Origin of the sequence: Azonexus fungiphilus, from assembly GCF_003634965.1 — a bacterium.
GTDB lineage: Bacteria > Pseudomonadota > Gammaproteobacteria > Burkholderiales > Rhodocyclaceae > Azonexus > Azonexus fungiphilus.
Genome location: NZ_RBXP01000011.1, coordinates 541,521 through 560,140, shown reverse-complemented (window position 1 = coordinate 560,140; position 18,620 = coordinate 541,521). Strand labels below are relative to the sequence as shown.

At 63.0% G+C, this 18,620-nt stretch carries 14 protein-coding genes and 1 CRISPR repeat array (1 of these 15 only partly in view); of the genes, 10 read left to right on the top strand and 4 right to left on the bottom strand.

All coding sequences use genetic code 11. The annotated features are described in order from the left end of the window. The first annotated feature begins 39 nt into the window (after positions 1–39). Positions 40–1,362, top strand: coding sequence for a 30S ribosomal protein S12 methylthiotransferase RimO (gene rimO / locus DFR40_RS05410; protein WP_121457432.1), 1,323 nt, complete (start codon positions 40–42; stop codon positions 1,360–1,362). Here rimO and DFR40_RS05405 read toward each other — a convergent pair whose 3' ends face one another. Continuing rightward, a complete protein-coding gene (locus tag DFR40_RS05405; protein ID WP_121457431.1) occupies positions 1,363–1,701 on the bottom strand; it encodes a DUF3024 domain-containing protein in 339 nt (112 codons plus the stop codon). A 117-nt stretch (positions 1,702–1,818) separates the two neighbouring features. Between DFR40_RS05405 and DFR40_RS05400 the strand changes: the two genes are divergently transcribed. Continuing rightward, positions 1,819–3,216: an FAD-binding oxidoreductase gene (locus DFR40_RS05400; protein ID WP_121457430.1), complete on the top strand. Its 1,398-nt coding sequence runs from the start codon at positions 1,819–1,821 to the stop codon at positions 3,214–3,216. On the opposite strand, the gene DFR40_RS05395 is transcribed toward DFR40_RS05400, so the two are convergent. Beyond that, the gene (locus tag DFR40_RS05395) at positions 3,155–3,952 is read right to left on the bottom strand and encodes a 4-hydroxy-tetrahydrodipicolinate reductase (protein WP_121457429.1); all 798 of its coding nucleotides are present in this window, start codon (positions 3,950–3,952) and stop codon (positions 3,155–3,157) included. The genes DFR40_RS05400 and DFR40_RS05395 overlap by 62 nt on opposite strands. A 291-nt stretch (positions 3,953–4,243) precedes the next feature. On the opposite strand from DFR40_RS05395, the gene DFR40_RS05390 reads away from it, so the two are divergent. Beyond that, positions 4,244–4,750, top strand: a complete 507-nt coding sequence (locus DFR40_RS05390; protein WP_245985606.1) for a MarR family winged helix-turn-helix transcriptional regulator — start codon at positions 4,244–4,246, stop codon at positions 4,748–4,750. Between the two features lies 1 nt (position 4,751). Further along, positions 4,752–5,264: an OmpA family protein gene (locus tag DFR40_RS05385; protein WP_147431290.1), complete on the top strand. Its 513-nt coding sequence runs from the start codon at positions 4,752–4,754 to the stop codon at positions 5,262–5,264. Between the two features lie 7 nt (positions 5,265–5,271). Here the strand turns inward: DFR40_RS05385 and hslO are convergent, their stop codons facing one another. Together hslO and DFR40_RS05375 are read right to left on the bottom strand one after the other, a co-directional pair. Beyond that, complete coding sequence (gene hslO, locus DFR40_RS05380) at positions 5,272–6,150, bottom strand: Hsp33 family molecular chaperone HslO (protein WP_121457427.1); 879 nt, start codon at positions 6,148–6,150, stop codon at positions 5,272–5,274. After that, positions 6,147–6,497 (bottom strand): arsenate reductase, encoded by a 351-nt coding sequence (locus DFR40_RS05375; protein ID WP_121457426.1) that lies wholly within the window; start codon positions 6,495–6,497, stop codon positions 6,147–6,149. The genes hslO and DFR40_RS05375 overlap by 4 nt, the downstream gene beginning before the upstream one ends. A 210-nt stretch (positions 6,498–6,707) precedes the next feature. Here DFR40_RS05375 and cas1f point away from each other — a divergent pair, with 210 nt between their 5' ends. Genes cas1f through cas6f form a run of 6 tightly spaced genes read left to right on the top strand, consistent with a single transcriptional unit; the run spans position 6,708 to position 14,892 of the window. Then, complete coding sequence (gene cas1f, locus DFR40_RS05370) at positions 6,708–7,685, top strand: type I-F CRISPR-associated endonuclease Cas1f (RefSeq protein ID WP_121457425.1); 978 nt, start codon at positions 6,708–6,710, stop codon at positions 7,683–7,685. Next, on the top strand, positions 7,682–10,966 hold the full coding sequence (gene cas3f / locus DFR40_RS05365) for a type I-F CRISPR-associated helicase Cas3f (protein WP_121457424.1): 3,285 nt from the start codon (positions 7,682–7,684) through the stop codon (positions 10,964–10,966). The genes cas1f and cas3f overlap by 4 nt, the downstream gene beginning before the upstream one ends. Before the next feature lie 27 nt (positions 10,967–10,993). Next, the gene (gene csy1, locus DFR40_RS05360) at positions 10,994–12,313 is read left to right on the top strand and encodes a type I-F CRISPR-associated protein Csy1 (protein WP_121457423.1); all 1,320 of its coding nucleotides are present in this window, start codon (positions 10,994–10,996) and stop codon (positions 12,311–12,313) included. Beyond that, entirely contained in the window at positions 12,306–13,298 is a 993-nt protein-coding gene (gene csy2, locus DFR40_RS05355; RefSeq protein ID WP_119492270.1) for a type I-F CRISPR-associated protein Csy2, read from the top strand. Before csy1 ends, csy2 begins: the two co-directional genes overlap by 8 nt. Continuing rightward, a complete protein-coding gene (csy3, locus tag DFR40_RS05350) occupies positions 13,291–14,325 on the top strand; it encodes a type I-F CRISPR-associated protein Csy3 (protein ID WP_121457422.1) in 1,035 nt (344 codons plus the stop codon). Before csy2 ends, csy3 begins: the two co-directional genes overlap by 8 nt. A gap of 3 nt (positions 14,326–14,328) precedes the next feature. Beyond that, positions 14,329–14,892, top strand: coding sequence for a type I-F CRISPR-associated endoribonuclease Cas6/Csy4 (cas6f, locus tag DFR40_RS05345; protein ID WP_121457421.1), 564 nt, complete (start codon positions 14,329–14,331; stop codon positions 14,890–14,892). Positions 14,893–15,021: 129 nt separating this feature from the next. After that, a CRISPR array of direct repeats spans positions 15,022–18,620; the repeat unit is 28 nt; unit sequence CGTCACTGCCGGATAGGCAGCTCAGAAA (it continues 930 nt past the right edge of the window).

Sequence of the window (18,620 nt, the reverse complement as noted above, 5' to 3'; positions counted from 1 at the left end):
TTTGCTCGCCGGCCGCGCCGGAAAAGGTTAGATAAACGCATGACCATTCAACAGAAAGTGCCGACCGTCGGCTTCGTTTCGCTCGGCTGCCCGAAGGCCGGTTCCGACGCCGAACTCATCCTCACCCGGCTGCGCGCCGAAGGCTACGAGATTTCGCCCAGCTATGACGATTCCGACCTGGTCATCGTCAATACCTGCGGCTTCATCGACGCCGCCGTCGAGGAATCGCTCGACGCCATCGGCGAGGCCCTGAACGAGAACGGCAAGGTCATCGTCACCGGCTGCCTCGGCGCCAAGGGCGACATCGTCCAGACGACGCATCCGTCGGTGCTGGCGATCACCGGCCCGCACGCGATGGAAGAAGTCATGGGTCACGTGCACCAGCACCTGCCCAAGCCGCACGACCCGTATTCCGACCTGGTGCCGCCGCAGGGCATCCGCCTGACGCCGGAACACTACGCCTACCTGAAGATTTCCGAAGGCTGCAACCACAACTGCACCTTCTGCATCATCCCCTCGCTGCGCGGCCCGCTGGTTTCGCGCCCGGTCGGCGATGTCCTCGCCGAAGCCGAGAACCTGGCCCGGGCCGGTGTGAAGGAGATTCTGGTCATCTCGCAGGACACCAGCGCCTACGGCGTCGACCTCAAGTACCGCACCAGTTTCTGGGGCGGCAAGCCGGTGAAGACCCGGCTCAAGGAGTTGTGCGACGCGCTGTCGTCCTTCGGCATCTGGGTCCGCCTGCACTACGTCTACCCGTATCCGTCGGTCGACGACGTCATCCCGCTGATGGCCGAGGGCAAGATCCTGCCTTACCTCGACGTGCCCTTCCAGCACGCCAGCCCGAAGATCCTCAAGGCGATGAAGCGCCCGGCCTCGGCCGAGAACACGCTGGAACGCATCCGCAAGTGGCGCGAGATCTGCCCGGAAATCGTCATCCGCTCGACCTTCATCACCGGCTTCCCGGGCGAGACCGACGAGGACTTCGACCAGCTGATCCAGTTCCTCGAGGACGCCCAGCTCGACCGCGTCGGCTGCTTCGCCTACTCGCCGGTCGAGGGCGCCACCGCCAACGAACTCGCCGGCCTGCCGCCGGAAGACGTGCGCGAAGACCGCCGCCGCTGGCTGATGCAGGTCCAGGAAGACATTTCCGCCGACAAGCTGGCGGCCAAGATCGACACGGTGATCGAGGTGCTGGTCGACGAAGTCGATGAAGAGGGCACGATCGCCCGCTCCAAGGCCGACGCGCCGGAAATCGACGGCGTCGTCTACCTCGACGGCCATTTCGACGCCCAGCCGGGTGACTTCCTCAAGGTCCGCGTCATCGACGCCGACCACCACGATCTCTACGCCCAGGTCGTCTGATCAGGACCAGAAGACGCCGTCGGCGTCTTCGTCGAGCAGCGCGATCAGGCGCTCGATTTCGCGCACCGGCTTGCGCGAATGCTGGCGCCACGGCGGCGTGCCGCCGAAGTGCGGCGCGTCGAGCAGCCAGGTGCCGGCGGCCGGGTTGTAGCGGAAGCGGGCGATCTCCAGGCTGAGCCAGCGGTTGTCGAGCTGGCGCGAGTCGACGACGATCACCGCGTCGTCGGTAAAGCGCAGTTCGAGGCGCTGCGTCGCCCGGGCGTCGGCGGGAACGCGGCGCTCGCAGTAGGCGCCGAGGCGGTTGCGGACGAGGTGCTGGATGAGGACGGGCAGCGGCATGGCGTTACGGATGGCGGACTATGCCCGGATCATAGACCGTGCCGGCAACGGCGGGAAGCGTTTGACGCTGTTCCGGCGCCTGCCGGACAATGCCGGACCGACACGCGAAAGGCGGACATGCAGGCTTTGCTCGATACCTTGCGGCAGTTGCTCGGCGCGGACCAGGTGCTGGTCGACGCCGCCGCTACCGCGCCCTTTCTCACCGACTGGCGCGGCCGCTATCGCGGCGCGGCGCTGTGCGTCGTCCGCCCGGGCAATGCCGAAGAAGTCGCCGCCGTCGTTCGCGCCTGCTACGCGGCCGCCGTCCCGGTCGTGCCGCAGGGCGGCAACACCAGCCTGTGCGGCGCGGCGACGCCGGACAGCAGCGGTCGGGCGGTGGTCGTCAGCCTCGGCCGCTTGAACCGGATTCTGACGGTCGACCCGCAAAACAACACGATTTCCGTCGAAGCCGGATGCACGCTGGCCGCCGTCCAGGACGCGGCGCGCGCCGTCGACCGGCTGTTTCCGCTGGCGCTGGCCTCGGAAGGCACGTGCCAGATCGGCGGCAACCTGTCGACCAATGCCGGCGGCGTCCAGGTGCTGCGTTACGGCAACATGCGCGAGTTGACCCTCGGCCTGCAGGCGGTGCTGCCCGGCGGCGAGTTGTGGGACGGCCTGCGCGGCCTGCGCAAGGACAATACCGGCTACGACCTGAAGCAGTTGTTCATCGGCGCCGAGGGTACGCTCGGCGTGATCACCGCCGCCGTGCTCAAGCTCTTTCCGCTGCCGCGCACGCAGACCACCTGCTGGCTCAACGTGGCTTCGCCGGATCTGGCGGTCGACCTGCTGAATCGGGCAAAAACCGCCTTCGATGCACAACTGACTGCCTTCGAACTGGTCTCCGAGGTCGCCCTCGGCCTGGTCCTGCGCCACATTCCGGGCAGCACGCGACCGGCGGCGGCGAGCCCGTGGTACGTGCTGGCCGAGTTTTCCGACGCCGATCCGGCGGCGGTCGAGCGCTGGCTGGGCGAACAGGTCGAGTCCGGCCGCGTCGGCGACGGCACCATCGCCGCCAGCGAAGCCCAGGCCCGGCGGCTGTGGGCGCTGCGCGAGGCGATTTCCGAAGCGCAGAAGATCGAGGGCGTCAGCATCAAGCACGACGTCGCCGTGCCGGTCTCGGCCATCGGCGAATTCCTGGCCCGGGCCGACGCGGCGCTGGCCGCGGCCTTTCCCGGCATCCGCGTGGTTGCTTTCGGCCATGTCGGCGACGGCAACCTGCACTACAACCTGTCGAAGTCCGATGCCGCCGACAACGCCGCCTTCCTGGCCAGCCAGCCGGCGGTCAACCGCATCGTGCACGACACGGTGCACGCGCTGCGCGGCACGATTTCGGCCGAACACGGTATCGGCCAGCTCAAGCGCGAGGAAATCCTGCGTTACAAGCCGGCCGTCGAAATTGCGCTGATGCGCACGCTCAGGCGGGCAATCGACCCGCGCGGGCTGATGAATCCCGGCGCACTGCCGGGGGCGGAGTGAGTTCGGCGGCTTCCTGCAGTTCGTCGCGGATCACCCGCAACAGCAGTTCGTCGAGCGTGTGGAAGCCGATCTCGCAGCGCGCCAGTTGCTCCATCGCGAAAGCCGCGCCGGTGCCGAAGGCCTCGCGCCGGATCGAGTCGTGGATCAGTCGCACCGTCTGGTAGGGAAAGCCGAAGATCACTTCGTGCCGGCCGACGATGCCGCCCAGGCGCAGCGAGGTGATGTGGTCGCGGTCGACATCGAGGACTTCGGCGATGCGTCGGGCGGTGCCGGAGATTTCGGGCTTGTCGCGGAAATGCTGCTCGACGATCTCGACGTCGGCAAAAGGCGCGATGCGTCGCAGGATCTTCGACGACAGCAGCAGGAAGTTGATGCCCAGCGTGATGTTCGGCGACGAGAGTACGCGGGTATTGCGCCCGAGGTCGCGGATGTAGTCGAGGGTCGCTTCCGGGTAGCCGGAAATCGCGGTGACCAGCATGATGCCGCGTTGGCGGACGGCTTCGCCATACTGGTGCACACTATCGACGTCGGAAAAATCGATGATCCCGTCAACCGGATTCGCATCCAGCCAGTCTCCGAAGCTGGCGCTGTCGAGGGTGGTCACCGGGATGTCGAGCTCGGCCGGGGCGCCCGAGCGGCGGGCAATCCAGCACAGTTCGAAGCGCGGGTCGTCGTGCAGTACGCCGGCGACCGCCTGGCCGGCCTTGCCGTAACCGATGAGTCCAATTTTGAGCATGGGTTTCTCCTTCAATGTGGTTTGCTTGATCTTCTGTCGATAGTCACCTCGAGGGATCGACGAATATTTCGGGGAGCCGGCGTCCTGCCTGCCGGCATGGTCTCTGTTGTTGTTCTGGTGGGCCGTCTGGCGGCCTGGTGCGACGAGCGGGGGAAAAAATGGGGGGAAATCCCCCCGTAAAAAAACCTCGTCGAAAAGGAATGGAGTTACGACTTAAGTTACAACTCCATTGCAGGGCAATATAATTGAGGCCCGAAAATCGCGCAACATTATTTCCGCCAGGGGGCGAGATTGAAAACCAGAAACCCGCCGTCCGGCCAGACGGCGCTCGATGTCCTGCAACAGTTCCGCCTGATCTACGGTTCGATGCGCCGGCATTTCCGGCAGGTCGAGGAACGCTGCGGCATGCCCGGCTCGCAGATGTGGGTGCTCCAGGAAGTGCAGCGCTCGCCCGACCTCGGTATCGGCGAACTCGCCGCGCGCATGGGCATCCACCAGTCCACCTGCAGCATCCTGGTGGACAAGCTGGTGGCGATCGGCTGCCTGGAAAAACGCAAGCAGCAGCGCGACCAGCGGCGTGTCGGCCTCGGCCTCACCGACGCCGGACGGCAGGCGCTGGCGGCCTTGCCCGGCCCCGCCGAAGGCATCCTGCCGGAAGCCCTGGCGGCCTTGCCCGATGTCGTCCTGAAAACATTGCACATCAATCTTGAAGAACTGCTGCGGCACCTGCCGGGCAGGGAAGACAAATACGCCAGCATGCCGCTTGCCGACATGCTGCAGCCATCACAAGGAGAATGACTTGCTTCGTACCCGCTATGGAATCCTATTGATCGCCCTGGCGCTCGGTGGCTGCGCCGGTGGCCAGGTGTTCGACGGCGCCGCCAGCGCGCCGGCCGCCGAAACGCCGGCCAAGGCGACCAAGGCCGCGGCCGTGCCGGCGCCGCCGATGGCCGACGAGAAGGCGATCATCGCCGCCGTCGACGTCGCCAACAGCGTCTTTTTTCAGCCCTCGGCCAGCGCCGTCGATGCCGACGGCCGCCGCCTGCTGCTCGAGCATGCCGCCCGCCTGAAAGCCAACCCCGACCTGGTGGTGACGCTGCTCGGCCATACCGACAACCTGGGCAGCCCGTCGTACAACCTGGCGATCGCCGAGCAGCGGGTCAATGCGGTGCACGCCATCCTGCGCAGCCAGGGCGTGCCGCAGACCCAGATCCGCCGCCAGGCGGTCGGCAGCGAGGCGGTGCCGCTGGCCTGCAAGTCGGCGCAATGCCGCAAGGTGATGCGCCGGGTGCAGCTGGTCTACGGCGAGTAAAACCGGCTCAGTGGATCGACTGGCTGGCGTCGCCGTCGAACAGCGCAGCGACGTCGGCCGGGCTGAAACGGTAGTCGCGGTTGCAGATGTCGTCGCGGATCAGGATCTCGCCGTGCTCGGCGACGATGGTCTCGGCGTCGGCGCGGCCCAGGCTGCGGATCATGTCGCGCACCTTCTCCCAGTCTTCCGGGCAGTGGTAGACCACCGGCAGCGGGTCGTAGACGCGGATGCCGCCGGCCGCGATTTCCTCGTGGAAGAGCCGGCCGAGCAGGGCCTCGGCGTCGAGTTCGAGCAGTTCCGCCGGCTTCACCGTCGCCGCCAGCTGGGTCACCCGGTGCCAGCCGTCGGCGTCGAGCTTGTCGGCATCCGGCAGCTTCTGCAGGAACAGGCAGGCGGCGGCCTTCGGCGCGGCCGTGCAGAACAGCCGTGACGGCTGCTGCTCGGACTGCTCCAGGTAATGCTCGAAAATCTGCGCGATGCTCTCGCCGACCAGCGGCACGTAGCTCTGGTACGGCTGGCGTGCGCTCGGCAGGTCGAGGCTCATCAGCAGCTGGCCGCCCTGGTGGGCGCCGAGCAGTTCGGGCACCGGCGCCGGCAGCACCACCGGGTTGCTGCGCGCCATTCCGCGCATCTGCAGCTGTTCGTTGCAATCCATGACCAGCAGCTGGATCGGCCCGTTGCCACGCAGCTGCAGCGTCAGCCGGCCCGGCTGCTTGAGCTGGGCGGCGATCAGCGCCGTCACCGCGGCCGTCTCGCCGAGCAGTTGCGCCACCGTCGGCTGGTAGTCGCGCCCGGCCTGCATCTGCTGCCAGGCGTCGTCGAGGCGGACGACGGCACCGCGGATGTCCAGGCCCTCGAACAGGAAACGCTGCACGTAGCCGCTCATTTCAGCTTCTCCGCGTAGGTTTCCGGGGCAAAGCCGACGAGCAGCTCGCGGCCGGTATCGAGCACCGGGCGCTTGATCAGCGCCGGATACTGGGCCATCAATTTCAGGGCTTTTGCCGCGTCGACCGTCGACCGTTCCTCGTCGGAAAGCTTCTTCCACATCAGGCCGCGCGTGTTGAGCAGTTTCTCCCAGCCCGCCCGCGCCGCCCAGTCCGGCAGATTGGCCTCGGCCACGCCGGCCTTCTTGTAATCGACGAATTCGTAAGCAATGCCTTTCTCGCCCAGCCAGTTCATGGCTTTTTTCATGGTGTCGCAGTTCTTGATGCCAAAGACGCGGATCGTGCCCATCTCTGTTCTCCGGTTCGTGTTTGGGGAAGGGCGTGATTATCCCAGCTTTTGCCCAGCTCAGTTTCGGGACGGATTGCTGCTGAAGGGGCAATAGTGATGCTTTGGCCCCGGACATGGAGCCAATCGGATTGGACGATTATTTTCTGGTAAATCTTTTGTCATGGCGGCTAAGATCGCGAGAGTCGATAAAAATGCCTTTGGGGTGCGGCTATGAACGAATTCACGCCTACGGATTTAAAAACCATCCTGCACTCCAAGCGGGCCAATCTCTACTACCTCGAACACTGCCGGGTTCTGGTCAATGGTGGTCGCGTCGAATACGTGACCGACGAGGGATCTCGCTCCATGTACTGGAATATTCCCATCGCCAATACCACGTCGGTCATGCTCGGGACAGGAACGTCGATCACCCAGGCTGCCATGCGGGAATTGGCCAAGGCGGGGGTGATGGTCGGTTTCTGCGGGGGCGGCGGCACGCCCTTGTTCAGTGCCAACGAAATCGATGTCGAAGTCGCCTGGTTTTCGCCGCAAAGCGAATATCGCCCGACCGAGTATCTGCAGGCCTGGGTTCGTTTCTGGTTCGACGACGCCAAGCGCCTTGAAGCCGCGAAAGCCTTCCAGCGGGTCCGTCTCGACTTCATCGCCAGGCAGTGGACCAACAATCGACAGTTGTCCGACGCCGGTTTTCAGGTCGACGCTCATGTTCTGCTCAATGCGCTGGACGCTTCGCGCCAGCAGGTCGAAGCTGCAATCGACAACACCGCCTTGCTGACCGAAGAGGCGCGACTGACCAAGCATCTCTTCAAACTGGCAGTGAATGCGGTTGGCTACGGTGAATTCACGCGCGCCAAGCGCGGCGGCGGCACCGATCCGGCCAATCGTTTTCTCGATCACGGCAACTATCTCGCCTATGGCCTTGGTGCCACGGCAACCTGGGTGCTCGGTCTGCCGCACGGGCTGGCAATCCTGCACGGCAAGACGCGGCGTGGCGGGTTGGTCTTCGACGTGGCCGATCTGATCAAGGACGCGCTGGTTCTGCCGCAAGCTTTCATCTCGGCCATGCGCGGCGACGATGAGCAGACTTTCCGCCAAGGCTGCATCGAACGCTTCACCCAGACCGAGGCGCTCGATTTCGCCATCGACACGATCAAGGCCGTCGCGCTCAAAACGGGGGCGGCCGAATCATGAACATCATGCTGATTTCCCAGTGCAGCAAGAATGCGCTGGTCGAAACCCGGCGCATTCTCGACCAGTTCGCCGAACGGCGCGGCGAACGGACGTGGCAGACGGCGATCACGCAAAACGGGCTGGATACCCTGCGTCGTCTACTGCGCCAGACCGCCCGCAAGAATACGGCGGTGGCCTGCCACTGGATACGCGGCAAGGACCACAGCGAACTGATCTGGATCGTCGGCGATGCCCGCCAGTTCAACGAACGCGGCGCCACGCCGACCAATACGACCAGCCGCGACATCCTGCGCGCCAACGACGAAAACGACTGGCACAGCGCCGAAGTGATCCGCTTGCTGGCAAGCATCGCCGCGCTATTTCACGATTTCGGCAAAGCCAGCGAAGCCTTTCAGAACAAGCTGAATAGCGGCCAGCCTCTGGCCGACGCCTATCGTCACGAGTGGGTGTCGCTGCGCCTGTTTGAAGCTTTCGTGAATGGCGATAGCGACGCCGACTGGTTGGCGCGGTTGGCCGATCTTCCGGATGGTGCAGCCAAGGAGGTTGAGGCCCGCTTGCTCAAGGATGGGCTGGGCGCCAGCAACGTCAAAACGCCGTTTGCCACCTTGCCGCCCCTGGCGCAGGTGGTCGGCTGGCTGATCGTCAGCCATCACCGCATGCCGACGCCGGAAGCCCTGCATCACAAGGCGCTGGCTTATCTGCCCGCCAATATCGAAGCCAACTGGTGCGGCGCCCGCGAAGGTGCCAGTCAAAAAGAAGTCGCTGCCTGCTGGCATTTCCCCAAGGGCTTGCCGCTGAGCAGCAAACATTGGCGCGAGCATGCGGGCAAAGCGGCCTCGGCCTTGCTGCAACAGCAGGGGAGGGTTCCACGCGATTGGCGCCAGGAGGCTTACGTCCTGCACCTTTCCCGCATGGCGCTGATGCTGTCCGATCACTACTACTCCAGCCAGCCCAGTCGCGAGCGTTACGGCGACAAGGTCGGCAAGAAGGAGGCGGTCTACGCCAATACCGACCGTAAAACCGGCCAGCTCAAACAGCGTCTCGACGAACACCTGATCGGCGTCGAGGTGAATGCCAGCCGTGTCGTGCGGGCCTTGCCCCGGCTGGCGGCGCAACTGCCGCGTCTGGCCCGCCACAAGGGCTTTCGCGAACGCAGCAAGGATGCCTTTGCCTGGCAGAACCGCGCTTTTGACCTAGCCGAAGGCCTGCGCGCCCGCTCGGCGGAACAGGGCTTTTTCGGCATCAACATGGCGTCGACCGGCTGCGGCAAAACCCTGGCCAACGGCCGCATTCTCTATGCGCTGGCCGATTCGGGGCGCGGGGCGCGGTTCACCGTCGCCCTCGGTTTGCGCACGCTGACCCTGCAAACCGGCGATGCCTATCGCGACCGCCTGCGTCTCGGCAGCGACGAAATGGCCGTGCTGGTCGGCGGTGCCGCCGTGCGGGCGCTGCATGAGCAGCAACAGGCGGAAGCGCGGCTACAGGCCAATGGCTCGGAATCCGGTGCCGAACTGCTGCCCGAATACAACCAGGTTTTCTACGACGGCAGTCTGGAGGATGGCCCGCTGAACCGCTGGCTGGGCGAAAACCAGCCGGCCAGCAAATTGCTTAACGCGCCCATCCTGGTGTGCACCATCGACCACCTGATGCCCGCCACAGAAGGCACGCGCGGTGGCCACCAGATTCCGCCGATGCTGCGCCTGATGAGTTCCGATCTGGTGCTCGACGAGCCGGACGATTTCGGCATGGAAGACCTGCCGGCACTCAGCCGTCTGGTGCATTGGGCCGGCATGCTGGGCAGCCGGGTGTTGCTTTCCTCGGCCACCTTGCCGCCGGCGTTGATCGAAGGCCTGTTTCAGGCTTATCTGGCCGGTCGGCAGCAGTTCCAGCAGCATCGAGGCCGGCCCGGCCTGCCGCTCAATGTTTGCTGCGCCTGGTTCGACGAGTTCTCGGCGGAGGCTTCCGAGCACAGCGCTGCCGAAAGCTACCGTACGGAGCACCAGAATTTCGTGCAGAAACGCCTGGCCCGGCTGGCGCGCGCCGAAGCACGGCGGCATGCCGAAATCCTGCCGCTGCCGATTGCCCAGGCCAAGCGTGAAATCGTCTGTGCCGAACTGGCGCAAGCCTTGCGGCCGCAAATGAGCCGTCTGCACCAGTTGAATGGCACGGTCGACCCGGTCAGCGGCAAGACAATCAGTTTTGGCCTGGTGCGCTTCGCCAACATCAATCCTCTGGTTGCCGTGGCGCAGGAGTTGATCCGCCTCGGCGCCGAGCGCGGCCAGCGCATTCACCTCTGCATTTACCACTCGCGCCATCCGCTGCTGGTGCGTTCGGCCATCGAAAATCGACTGGATCGCCTGCTCAACCGGAAACAGCCGCAAGCCGTCTTTGCCGAGCCGGAAATCCAGCAGGCGCTCGCCGCCGGCCCGGAAGCCGACCACCTCTTTGTCGTTCTCGCCACCGCCGTCGCCGAAGTTGGGCGGGACCACGATTACGACTGGGCGATTGTCGAACCCTCGTCGATGCGCTCGATCATCCAATTGGCCGGCCGGGTGCGCCGCCATCGGCCGGAAGCCTACGCGCCCACCAACTTGTTGCTGCTCGATACCAACATCCAGCACCTGACCACTGGCATGAGCCAGCCAGCCTTCTTGCGTCCCGGCTTCGAATCGTCCAATCCGGCGGCCAGGAACTTCCGGCTCCTGAGCCATCGTCTGGCCGAACTGCTGACACCCGAGCAATTGAAAAATATCGACGCTTCCAGCCGCATTCGCGAGCGCGATGTACTTAGCCCAACCGGCAACCTCGTCGATCTTGAACATGCCCGCTTGCGCGAACTGATGCAGGCGGCGTCGTCCGGACAAACGCCGCTCAGCCTGCCTGTGCCTCTGTGGTGGACGACCGGCGCGCATCTCAGCGGTTACCTGCAGCGCCGCGATCCCTTCCGTCTGGACAGGCTGGGCCGGCAACGTTACGGCCTGCTGCCGGATGAGGACGGGGAGATTGGCTTCTATCGCTTTGGCGACGACGGCAAGCCGGTTGCGGTCGACAACCTCCTGCATCGAATTGCCCTGGAAACAGGTCCCGGCCTGGGCTTCTGGGGCGAGCCGGATTACCCGGCGGCACTGGCCAGTCTGGCCGAGCGTCTGGACATGGAACTCCGCGAGTGCGCGGAGAAATTCGGCGTGCTGGATTTGCCGTTGAAGTCCGTGGAGGACGGGCTGCGAGTTGATGAAGAGTGGGGATTTCACCCCGTTTTGGGTTTCAGCAGGTTTGGCTAAGCAGTTTTCAGCAAAGGAGAAGAGAGGATGACAGAGCCAAGTAATCCACTGGCACCACCAGCTTCGGTGGCGTCGATCAAAGCGGTGATCAATGCTTTTCTGCAAGAGCGCCTCCAGCCCAAGCTGGAAAAGCTCAAGCCGGAAGAGGATGAGCAGCGGCAAGCCTTGCTGCTGGATTACCTGCCGGCAAACTGGATTCCCGATGCCGCCCGGCGGGTTGGGCAGATTCAGCAAGTCACCCATGCCCTCAAATTCACCCATCCCGATGCGCGCGGTTCCAGTCTGAGCGTTGCCGGCAATCCGGCGGTTGGTGAGGAAATCGTCGGCACGCATACGGTGGCCCAGCGCTTGGCGCCGGATGTGGTTGGCAATGCGGCGGCGCTGGATGTGTATAAATTTCTCCGCCTTTCGGTGGGCGGAAAAACCATCCTGGATCTTGCCGCAACGGCTGATCCTGCTCTGGCTGCAGCGTTTTCCGATGATGCCGATCTGGCGAATACCTGGATGGCGGCATTCGCATCGCTGACCGAAGCCAAGGGACAGCCGGCTTCCAACAAGCTCGCCAAGCAGGTGTATTGGCCGATTGAAGGCCAAAACTACCATCTACTAGCCCCCTTGTTCCCGACCTCGTTGGTACACGGCTTGTGGAAGCGAGTCCGCGAGGATCGCTTTTCCGACGAGGCCAAGGCGGCGCGGGAGGCGAGGCGCAACGGGCTTGCCCATCCGCACGGTTATTGCGAATACCCGAATGTGGCGATTCAGAACTTCGGGGGCACCAAGCCGCAGAACATCAGCCAACTGAACAGCGAGCGCTATGGCGAAAACTACCTCTTGCCTTCGCTGCCGCCGAACTGGAAATCCGCCGAGGTTCGCGCGCCGCTGGCGGTCAGCAGCGTTTTCGACCGCATTTTCGGCAGCCGTCCACGGGTACGCGAGCTGGTCCGCATCCTGAAAGAGTTCCTGGTCAGCGTCGAACATGCCGGGACCAACATCCGCATCCGCGACAAGCGGGCCGAACTGGCCGGCTTGATCCGTGACGAGGCGTTCCAGTACGCCGCCGAGTTGCGGCAACTGGAACCTGGCTGGAGTGCATTGCCCGAATGCCTACTCAATAGCGCCGAGCAATGCTGGCTCGACCCGGAGCGGGTTGAGCAGGACGCCGATTTTGCCAGCCTGCGTCAACGTGGCGACTGGCAGGACGAAATCTGCCGGCGCTTCGGCAACTGGCTCAACGCCCGCCTGACCACACCCAGCACGCCGATGGGCGCAGTTGAGGCGGCGTATTGGCGCGATGTTCTGGACGAGGAAATGCGCATGATGCGCGATGAGGTGGCCGACGATGAGTGATGTCTTTGCCTTGGTTCTGTTGCCGCATCTCAAGGTCCAGAACGCCAACGCCATCTCCGGGCCGTTGACCTGGGGTTTTCCTTCGCCGACCGCCTTTGCCGGGTTTGCCCATGCACTGGAGCGCAAGTTCGCGGCGGAGCTGGCTGAAGGCTTTGCCGGTGTGGGCATCATCTGCCACCACTTCGAACCGCAGGTTTTTCAACCGCCGGGGCGTCGTACCCAGGTGTTCCGCTTGACCCGCAATCCGGTCGGCAAGGATGGCGGCACCCTGGCGCTGGTCGAAGAAGGCCGCGCCCACATGGAAGTCAGTCTGGTTATCGCCGTCCGGGACTACAAGTCTGAAGGCGACGGCAAAGAACTGGCCGAACGGCTGCACCACGCCGCCCAGGGCATGCGGCTGGCCGGCGGCAGCCTGCTGCATCAGGCGGGGAAACGCTATCAGGCCCAATGGTGGCCGCTGGCCGGCGATGTCGAGGGCGACGCGAGGATATTTCGCCGCCTGCGCCGTCGCCTGTTGCCGGGTTTTGCCTTGGTTCAGCGAGACGACTTGCTGGCCGGCCATCTGGCGGAGATGCGGGCAATCCAGCCGGATAGCAACGCTCTCGATGCCTTGCTCGATCTTTCGCGCCTCAACATCGAGCCGGTCGTCAGCCAAGCAGACGAGGCCGATGCGCCGGTGAAATGGGAAATCCGCCGCAAGCCCGGCTGGCTGGTACCGCTGCCCATCGGCTATGCCGGCATTTCGCCGCTTTACGCGCCGGGCGAGGTGGAAAACGCCCGCGACGCTGCCACGCCTTTCCGCTTTGTCGAAAGTCTTTACTCGCTGGGCGAGTGGGTTAGTCCGCATCGGCTGAACGACCTGAGCCAACTGCTGTGGACGCAGGAATCCGACGCCGCCAACGGCATTTATCGCTGCATCAATCGCTATTCCGAGTCTTTGAACAACCTCGTGCTTGCCAACTTCAAGGAGCAACAAAATGGCTAAAACCGACCTGAAAACCGCTTCCGTCCTCGCTTTTGAACGCAAGCTCGATCCTTCCGACGCACTTTTCAGTGCCGGGAAATGGGGCGACCGTAGCAATGGCGAAAAATGGGTAGCCGTCACCGTGCGCGAGAAATCCGTGCGCGGCACGATCTCCAACCGCCTCTCGACCAAGGACCAGGACCCGGCCAAGCTCGATGCCTCGATCCAGTCGCCGAATTTGCAGACAGTCGATGTCGCAACCCTGCCCAACGACGCCGATACGCTGCGCGTGCGCTTTACCCTGCGCATCCTGGGCGGTGCCGGAACGCCCTCGGCATGCAACAACGCCGACTACCAGATCAAGCTGCAAGGCACGGTGCAGCGATACGCCAAAGAGGTTGGCTTTGCCGAACTGGCCCGGCGCTATGCCAGCAACCTGGCCAACGGCCGTTTCCTGTGGCGCAACCGGATGGGGGCGGAACAGATCGAAGTTCAAGTGCGCCAACTGGTGCAGGGCGAAGCCGCGCAAAGCTGGACTTTCGAGGCACTGGCATTCTCACTGCGCGATTTCTCGTACGATAGCTCGGCGCTGGGCGAGTTGACCAAGGTGATCGAGCAGGGGCTGGCTGGGCAAGCGCACGCCTTGCTGGAAATTGTTGCCTACGTGCGAGTCGGCGATGGGCAGGAGGTTTATCCCTCGCAGGAACTCATTCTCGACCGGGGCGACAAGAAGGGCCAAAAGAGCAAGACGCTCTACGTCGTGGGCGACGTCGCCGGCATCCATAGCCAGAAAATCGGCAATGCCCTGCGCACCATCGATACCTGGTACCCGGCGGATGAAGAGAACGGGAACATCGGCCCGATTGCGGTGGAACCGTACGGCTCGGTGACTTCGCAAGGCAAGGCCTACCGCCAACCGAAGCAGAAAGCGGATTTCTACAATCTGCTCGATGAGTGGGTGCTGAAAGACAAAGCGCCGGAAGCCGGTAATCAACATTACGTGATGGCAACCCTGATCCGCGGCGGTGTCTTTGGCGAAAAGGACTGAGGCATGGATTCCTATCTCGAACTCCAGCTATTGCCAGACCCGGAGTTTCCCGCCAACATGCTGATGAACGCCCTGTTCGCCAAGCTGCACCGAGGTTTGGTCAGCAATGGGGAAGGGCGGATCGGGGTCAGCTTTCCCGATGTCGAGCAGAAAGGTATCGGGCTCGGGGCGCGACTGCGCCTGCATGGGACGGCGGCCGATCTTGAGCGGCTGATGTCGGCGAACTGGCTACAAGGGATGCGCGATCATCTCTTGTGTAGTCCGCTCAGTTCGGTTCCCGCGAACGCGGCTTACCGGGTTGTACAGCGCGTGCAGGCTAAAAGCAGCCCGGAACGGGAGCGGCGGCGCTTGATCGCGCGCAAGGGAGTCAGCGTCGAGTCAGCGGTTCAGGCGATTCCGGATAGTGCCGCCGAGATGCTGCGCTTGCCTTACGTGCTACTCACCAGCCAAAGCACGCAGCAGCAGTTCCGCTTGTTTGTCGAGCATCTTCCCGTGCAGAAAGATGCTGTATGGGGGACCTTCAGTGCTTACGGGCTGAGTTCCACCGCGACCGTGCCCTGGTTTTAGACCCTTTTTCAGGGGGTGAAATATCCCCCTGAAAAATCAATGGGTTGGTCGAGCGTGTGGGTTTTTGGTTTTTGCGGCTGGAATGGTGTTTTTTCTTTAAAAATTCGATTGATAGGTAAATTTTTTGTACGTCACTGCCGGATAGGCAGCTCAGAAAGCCCAGCTGATCGACACCTTGCCGCGCACGACCGTCACTGCCGGATAGGCAGCTCAGAAATGCAGCGGCAACCGCAACCGAGGCGCCGCCGTCGTCACTGCCGGATAGGCAGCTCAGAAAGAGTGGTCAACGGGAAAATGGTCCTGATTGCCCGTCACTGCCGGATAGGCAGCTCAGAAACACGACGGCGTGCAATGGATTGCACCCAACTACGTCACTGCCGGATAGGCAGCTCAGAAAATGGGCATCTACAGCGCCAACCCGCCGCCGGGCGTCACTGCCGGATAGGCAGCTCAGAAATTGTAGAGCCCAAGACGGTCGTTGAGGGCGAGCGTCACTGCCGGATAGGCAGCTCAGAAAGCCCCCGCGACGAGATTTTTTTTCCACGTTACCGTCACTGCCGGATAGGCAGCTCAGAAAATCCAGGCCGACAAGTCCGTTCCGGTCAATCGCGTCACTGCCGGATAGGCAGCTCAGAAACGGCGGGAACGCCACCGGCCCCGGAAACCCAACGTCACTGCCGGATAGGCAGCTCAGAAAACGCCGGAACCCCACATTTCCGTACAGGAGCGCGTCACTGCCGGATAGGCAGCTCAGAAACGACACAATCCAGTTGTTGTACCCGCGAACGCCGTCACTGCCGGATAGGCAGCTCAGAAAAACAGCCTGGCCGAGGCCACAGGAAAGACCGTCGTCACTGCCGGATAGGCAGCTCAGAAAGCAATGGGGGCAATTGATACGCATGGCTACGCCGTCACTGCCGGATAGGCAGCTCAGAAAAATAGTGCACTTGTAGACTGTCTGTGCGTAAGCGTCACTGCCGGATAGGCAGCTCAGAAAAGCAGGTGCTGGAACTGCAGGTGATCGAGAACCGTCACTGCCGGATAGGCAGCTCAGAAAGCCAGCGCGTGCAGCGGGTCGGTCGGCCAGGTCGTCACTGCCGGATAGGCAGCTCAGAAAACCACCTGTTTCGACGGCCAGTACTTCTTCGACGTCACTGCCGGATAGGCAGCTCAGAAACAGGTCGTCATCGACCAGATCGGTCAGCATGACGTCACTGCCGGATAGGCAGCTCAGAAAAAGAGCCTGGAGCTGGTCGGCGAGGACTTCGCCGTCACTGCCGGATAGGCAGCTCAGAAACAGGGAGGCATCGTAGGTATTGATCGAAAAGGCGTCACTGCCGGATAGGCAGCTCAGAAAAGCGGGCTGACGCGCGAAACGCCGCGAGTGATCGTCACTGCCGGATAGGCAGCTCAGAAAGGCGCCCCTTTCGGTTTTTCCACCCCTTCACCCGTCACTGCCGGATAGGCAGCTCAGAAACGGAGCGGGGTGTTGCGATCAGCGGTCAGAGCCGTCACTGCCGGATAGGCAGCTCAGAAAAGGACCAGGCGATCAGTGGCGCACGTAACGACCGTCACTGCCGGATAGGCAGCTCAGAAAATCGGCCGCAGTCCGCCCCTCGCTGACCATCTCGTCACTGCCGGATAGGCAGCTCAGAAATGTCCGGCGGCAAGCTGCCGACCAAGCTGGCACGTCACTGCCGGATAGGCAGCTCAGAAAGCCGGCAAAGGCTTCCACGGCTTGTCGTTCGTCGTCACTGCCGGATAGGCAGCTCAGAAAAGATCGACGAGCAGCAGGCGCAGTGGGTCCGTCGTCACTGCCGGATAGGCAGCTCAGAAATCGATGGTCACGCCGCTGATGACGAGCTCGCCCGTCACTGCCGGATAGGCAGCTCAGAAAGCCGGGCTCGCGGCTACAAGCAAAAAACGCTGCGTCACTGCCGGATAGGCAGCTCAGAAAAAGGGGATCATGCGGTATGTGGTCAACGCGGCCGTCACTGCCGGATAGGCAGCTCAGAAATTTGAGAGCCCGGTAGCCTGGCGGACCATCATCGTCACTGCCGGATAGGCAGCTCAGAAAGAATTCAAGTTCTTCCTCAGCCTCATCGGCCCCGTCACTGCCGGATAGGCAGCTCAGAAAATTGGCGCCTGCCACTACTGCGGCGACGACGTCGTCACTGCCGGATAGGCAGCTCAGAAACGGAACACCCGGAACAACCCTGTTGCCACAAGCGTCACTGCCGGATAGGCAGCTCAGAAAAGGCTGGCGCCTGGTCGATGATCCGCTGCATCCGTCACTGCCGGATAGGCAGCTCAGAAAGCGAATACCAGACTTCGCGCCATTGCGCCCACCGTCACTGCCGGATAGGCAGCTCAGAAAAAAACGACTCCCCTTCCTTGATGCGCTTCTCGCGTCACTGCCGGATAGGCAGCTCAGAAATGCCGCGCAAGCGTGACGCACATGGCCGCAAACGTCACTGCCGGATAGGCAGCTCAGAAATGACCGAAGAAGGCGGATCGCATCTCGTTGCCCGTCACTGCCGGATAGGCAGCTCAGAAAAACAAGGCGCTGCAGGACGCTCAGGCCAACGCCGTCACTGCCGGATAGGCAGCTCAGAAAAAGGTCGAGAACTACGGCTGGCTGGCCGAGTTCGTCACTGCCGGATAGGCAGCTCAGAAAAACGTTCCATATCGCTCAGGCGCTGCAGGAAGCGTCACTGCCGGATAGGCAGCTCAGAAATGACCAAGCAACAGCTTGACGAACAGCTGGCCCGTCACTGCCGGATAGGCAGCTCAGAAATGGGTGGCTGGCGTGCGCAAGTTCTACGGCGACGTCACTGCCGGATAGGCAGCTCAGAAAAAGATCATCGCAAGAACGATCAGCCAAACGACCGTCACTGCCGGATAGGCAGCTCAGAAAAATCTCTTCTATCGCGCAGTCCGTCAGTTCGCCGTCACTGCCGGATAGGCAGCTCAGAAAAGCACGAACGATCATCAGATGTTCCGGCCGGCCGTCACTGCCGGATAGGCAGCTCAGAAACGCGACTTCGAGATCCGGTTCCCGGAGACCGACGTCACTGCCGGATAGGCAGCTCAGAAATGATTAACCGGGTTTCCGGGGTGCGTGCAGTACGTCACTGCCGGATAGGCAGCTCAGAAATGGATCTCGAAAGCGGCGAACCCGCCGACATCCGTCACTGCCGGATAGGCAGCTCAGAAAAGCAGCAGGATCAGGAAAAAGAGCACGGTCACCGTCACTGCCGGATAGGCAGCTCAGAAAGGCACCCGCCGACCGAAACCGGGACCGGTTTCCGTCACTGCCGGATAGGCAGCTCAGAAATTGCCGAACCGGGTGCCGGTGATGATGAACGTCGTCACTGCCGGATAGGCAGCTCAGAAAAGCAGTTCCATGCTTGATGGGCCAACGCTTCGCGTCACTGCCGGATAGGCAGCTCAGAAAAGCGCACCCTCGCCGCGATCCGCGCCGGCCTGCGTCACTGCCGGATAGGCAGCTCAGAAATGTCGTTCGAATCGCTCGACGAGGGGGAGTACCGTCACTGCCGGATAGGCAGCTCAGAAAGCCCGGGGTGGCGCTGCAGGCGATCAGCAACTCGTCACTGCCGGATAGGCAGCTCAGAAAGATGCCGGACCGGTCGAGCAGCGCATCGTGCTCGTCACTGCCGGATAGGCAGCTCAGAAATCGTTGCCCTGGGGGCTGTCGCGCATCGTCG

What these genes read in the sequence shown, in the direction of transcription:
- rimO (WP_121457432.1), top strand. Translation starts at nt 40, where the DNA reads ATGACCATTCAACAGAAAGTGCCGACCGTCGGCTTCGTTTCGCTCGGC.
- DFR40_RS05405 (WP_121457431.1), bottom strand. Translation starts at nt 1,701, where the DNA reads ATGCCGCTGCCCGTCCTCATCCAGCACCTCGTCCGCAACCGCCTCGGC.
- DFR40_RS05400 (WP_121457430.1), top strand. Translation starts at nt 1,819, where the DNA reads ATGCAGGCTTTGCTCGATACCTTGCGGCAGTTGCTCGGCGCGGACCAG.
- DFR40_RS05395 (WP_121457429.1), bottom strand. Translation starts at nt 3,952, where the DNA reads ATGCTCAAAATTGGACTCATCGGTTACGGCAAGGCCGGCCAGGCGGTC.
- hslO (WP_121457427.1), bottom strand. Translation starts at nt 6,150, where the DNA reads ATGAGCGGCTACGTGCAGCGTTTCCTGTTCGAGGGCCTGGACATCCGC.
- DFR40_RS05375 (WP_121457426.1), bottom strand. Translation starts at nt 6,497, where the DNA reads ATGGGCACGATCCGCGTCTTTGGCATCAAGAACTGCGACACCATGAAA.
- cas1f (WP_121457425.1), top strand. Translation starts at nt 6,708, where the DNA reads ATGAACGAATTCACGCCTACGGATTTAAAAACCATCCTGCACTCCAAG.
- cas3f (WP_121457424.1), top strand. Translation starts at nt 7,682, where the DNA reads ATGAACATCATGCTGATTTCCCAGTGCAGCAAGAATGCGCTGGTCGAA.
- csy1 (WP_121457423.1), top strand. Translation starts at nt 10,994, where the DNA reads ATGACAGAGCCAAGTAATCCACTGGCACCACCAGCTTCGGTGGCGTCG.
- csy2 (WP_119492270.1), top strand. Translation starts at nt 12,306, where the DNA reads ATGAGTGATGTCTTTGCCTTGGTTCTGTTGCCGCATCTCAAGGTCCAG.
- csy3 (WP_121457422.1), top strand. Translation starts at nt 13,291, where the DNA reads ATGGCTAAAACCGACCTGAAAACCGCTTCCGTCCTCGCTTTTGAACGC.
- cas6f (WP_121457421.1), top strand. Translation starts at nt 14,329, where the DNA reads ATGGATTCCTATCTCGAACTCCAGCTATTGCCAGACCCGGAGTTTCCC.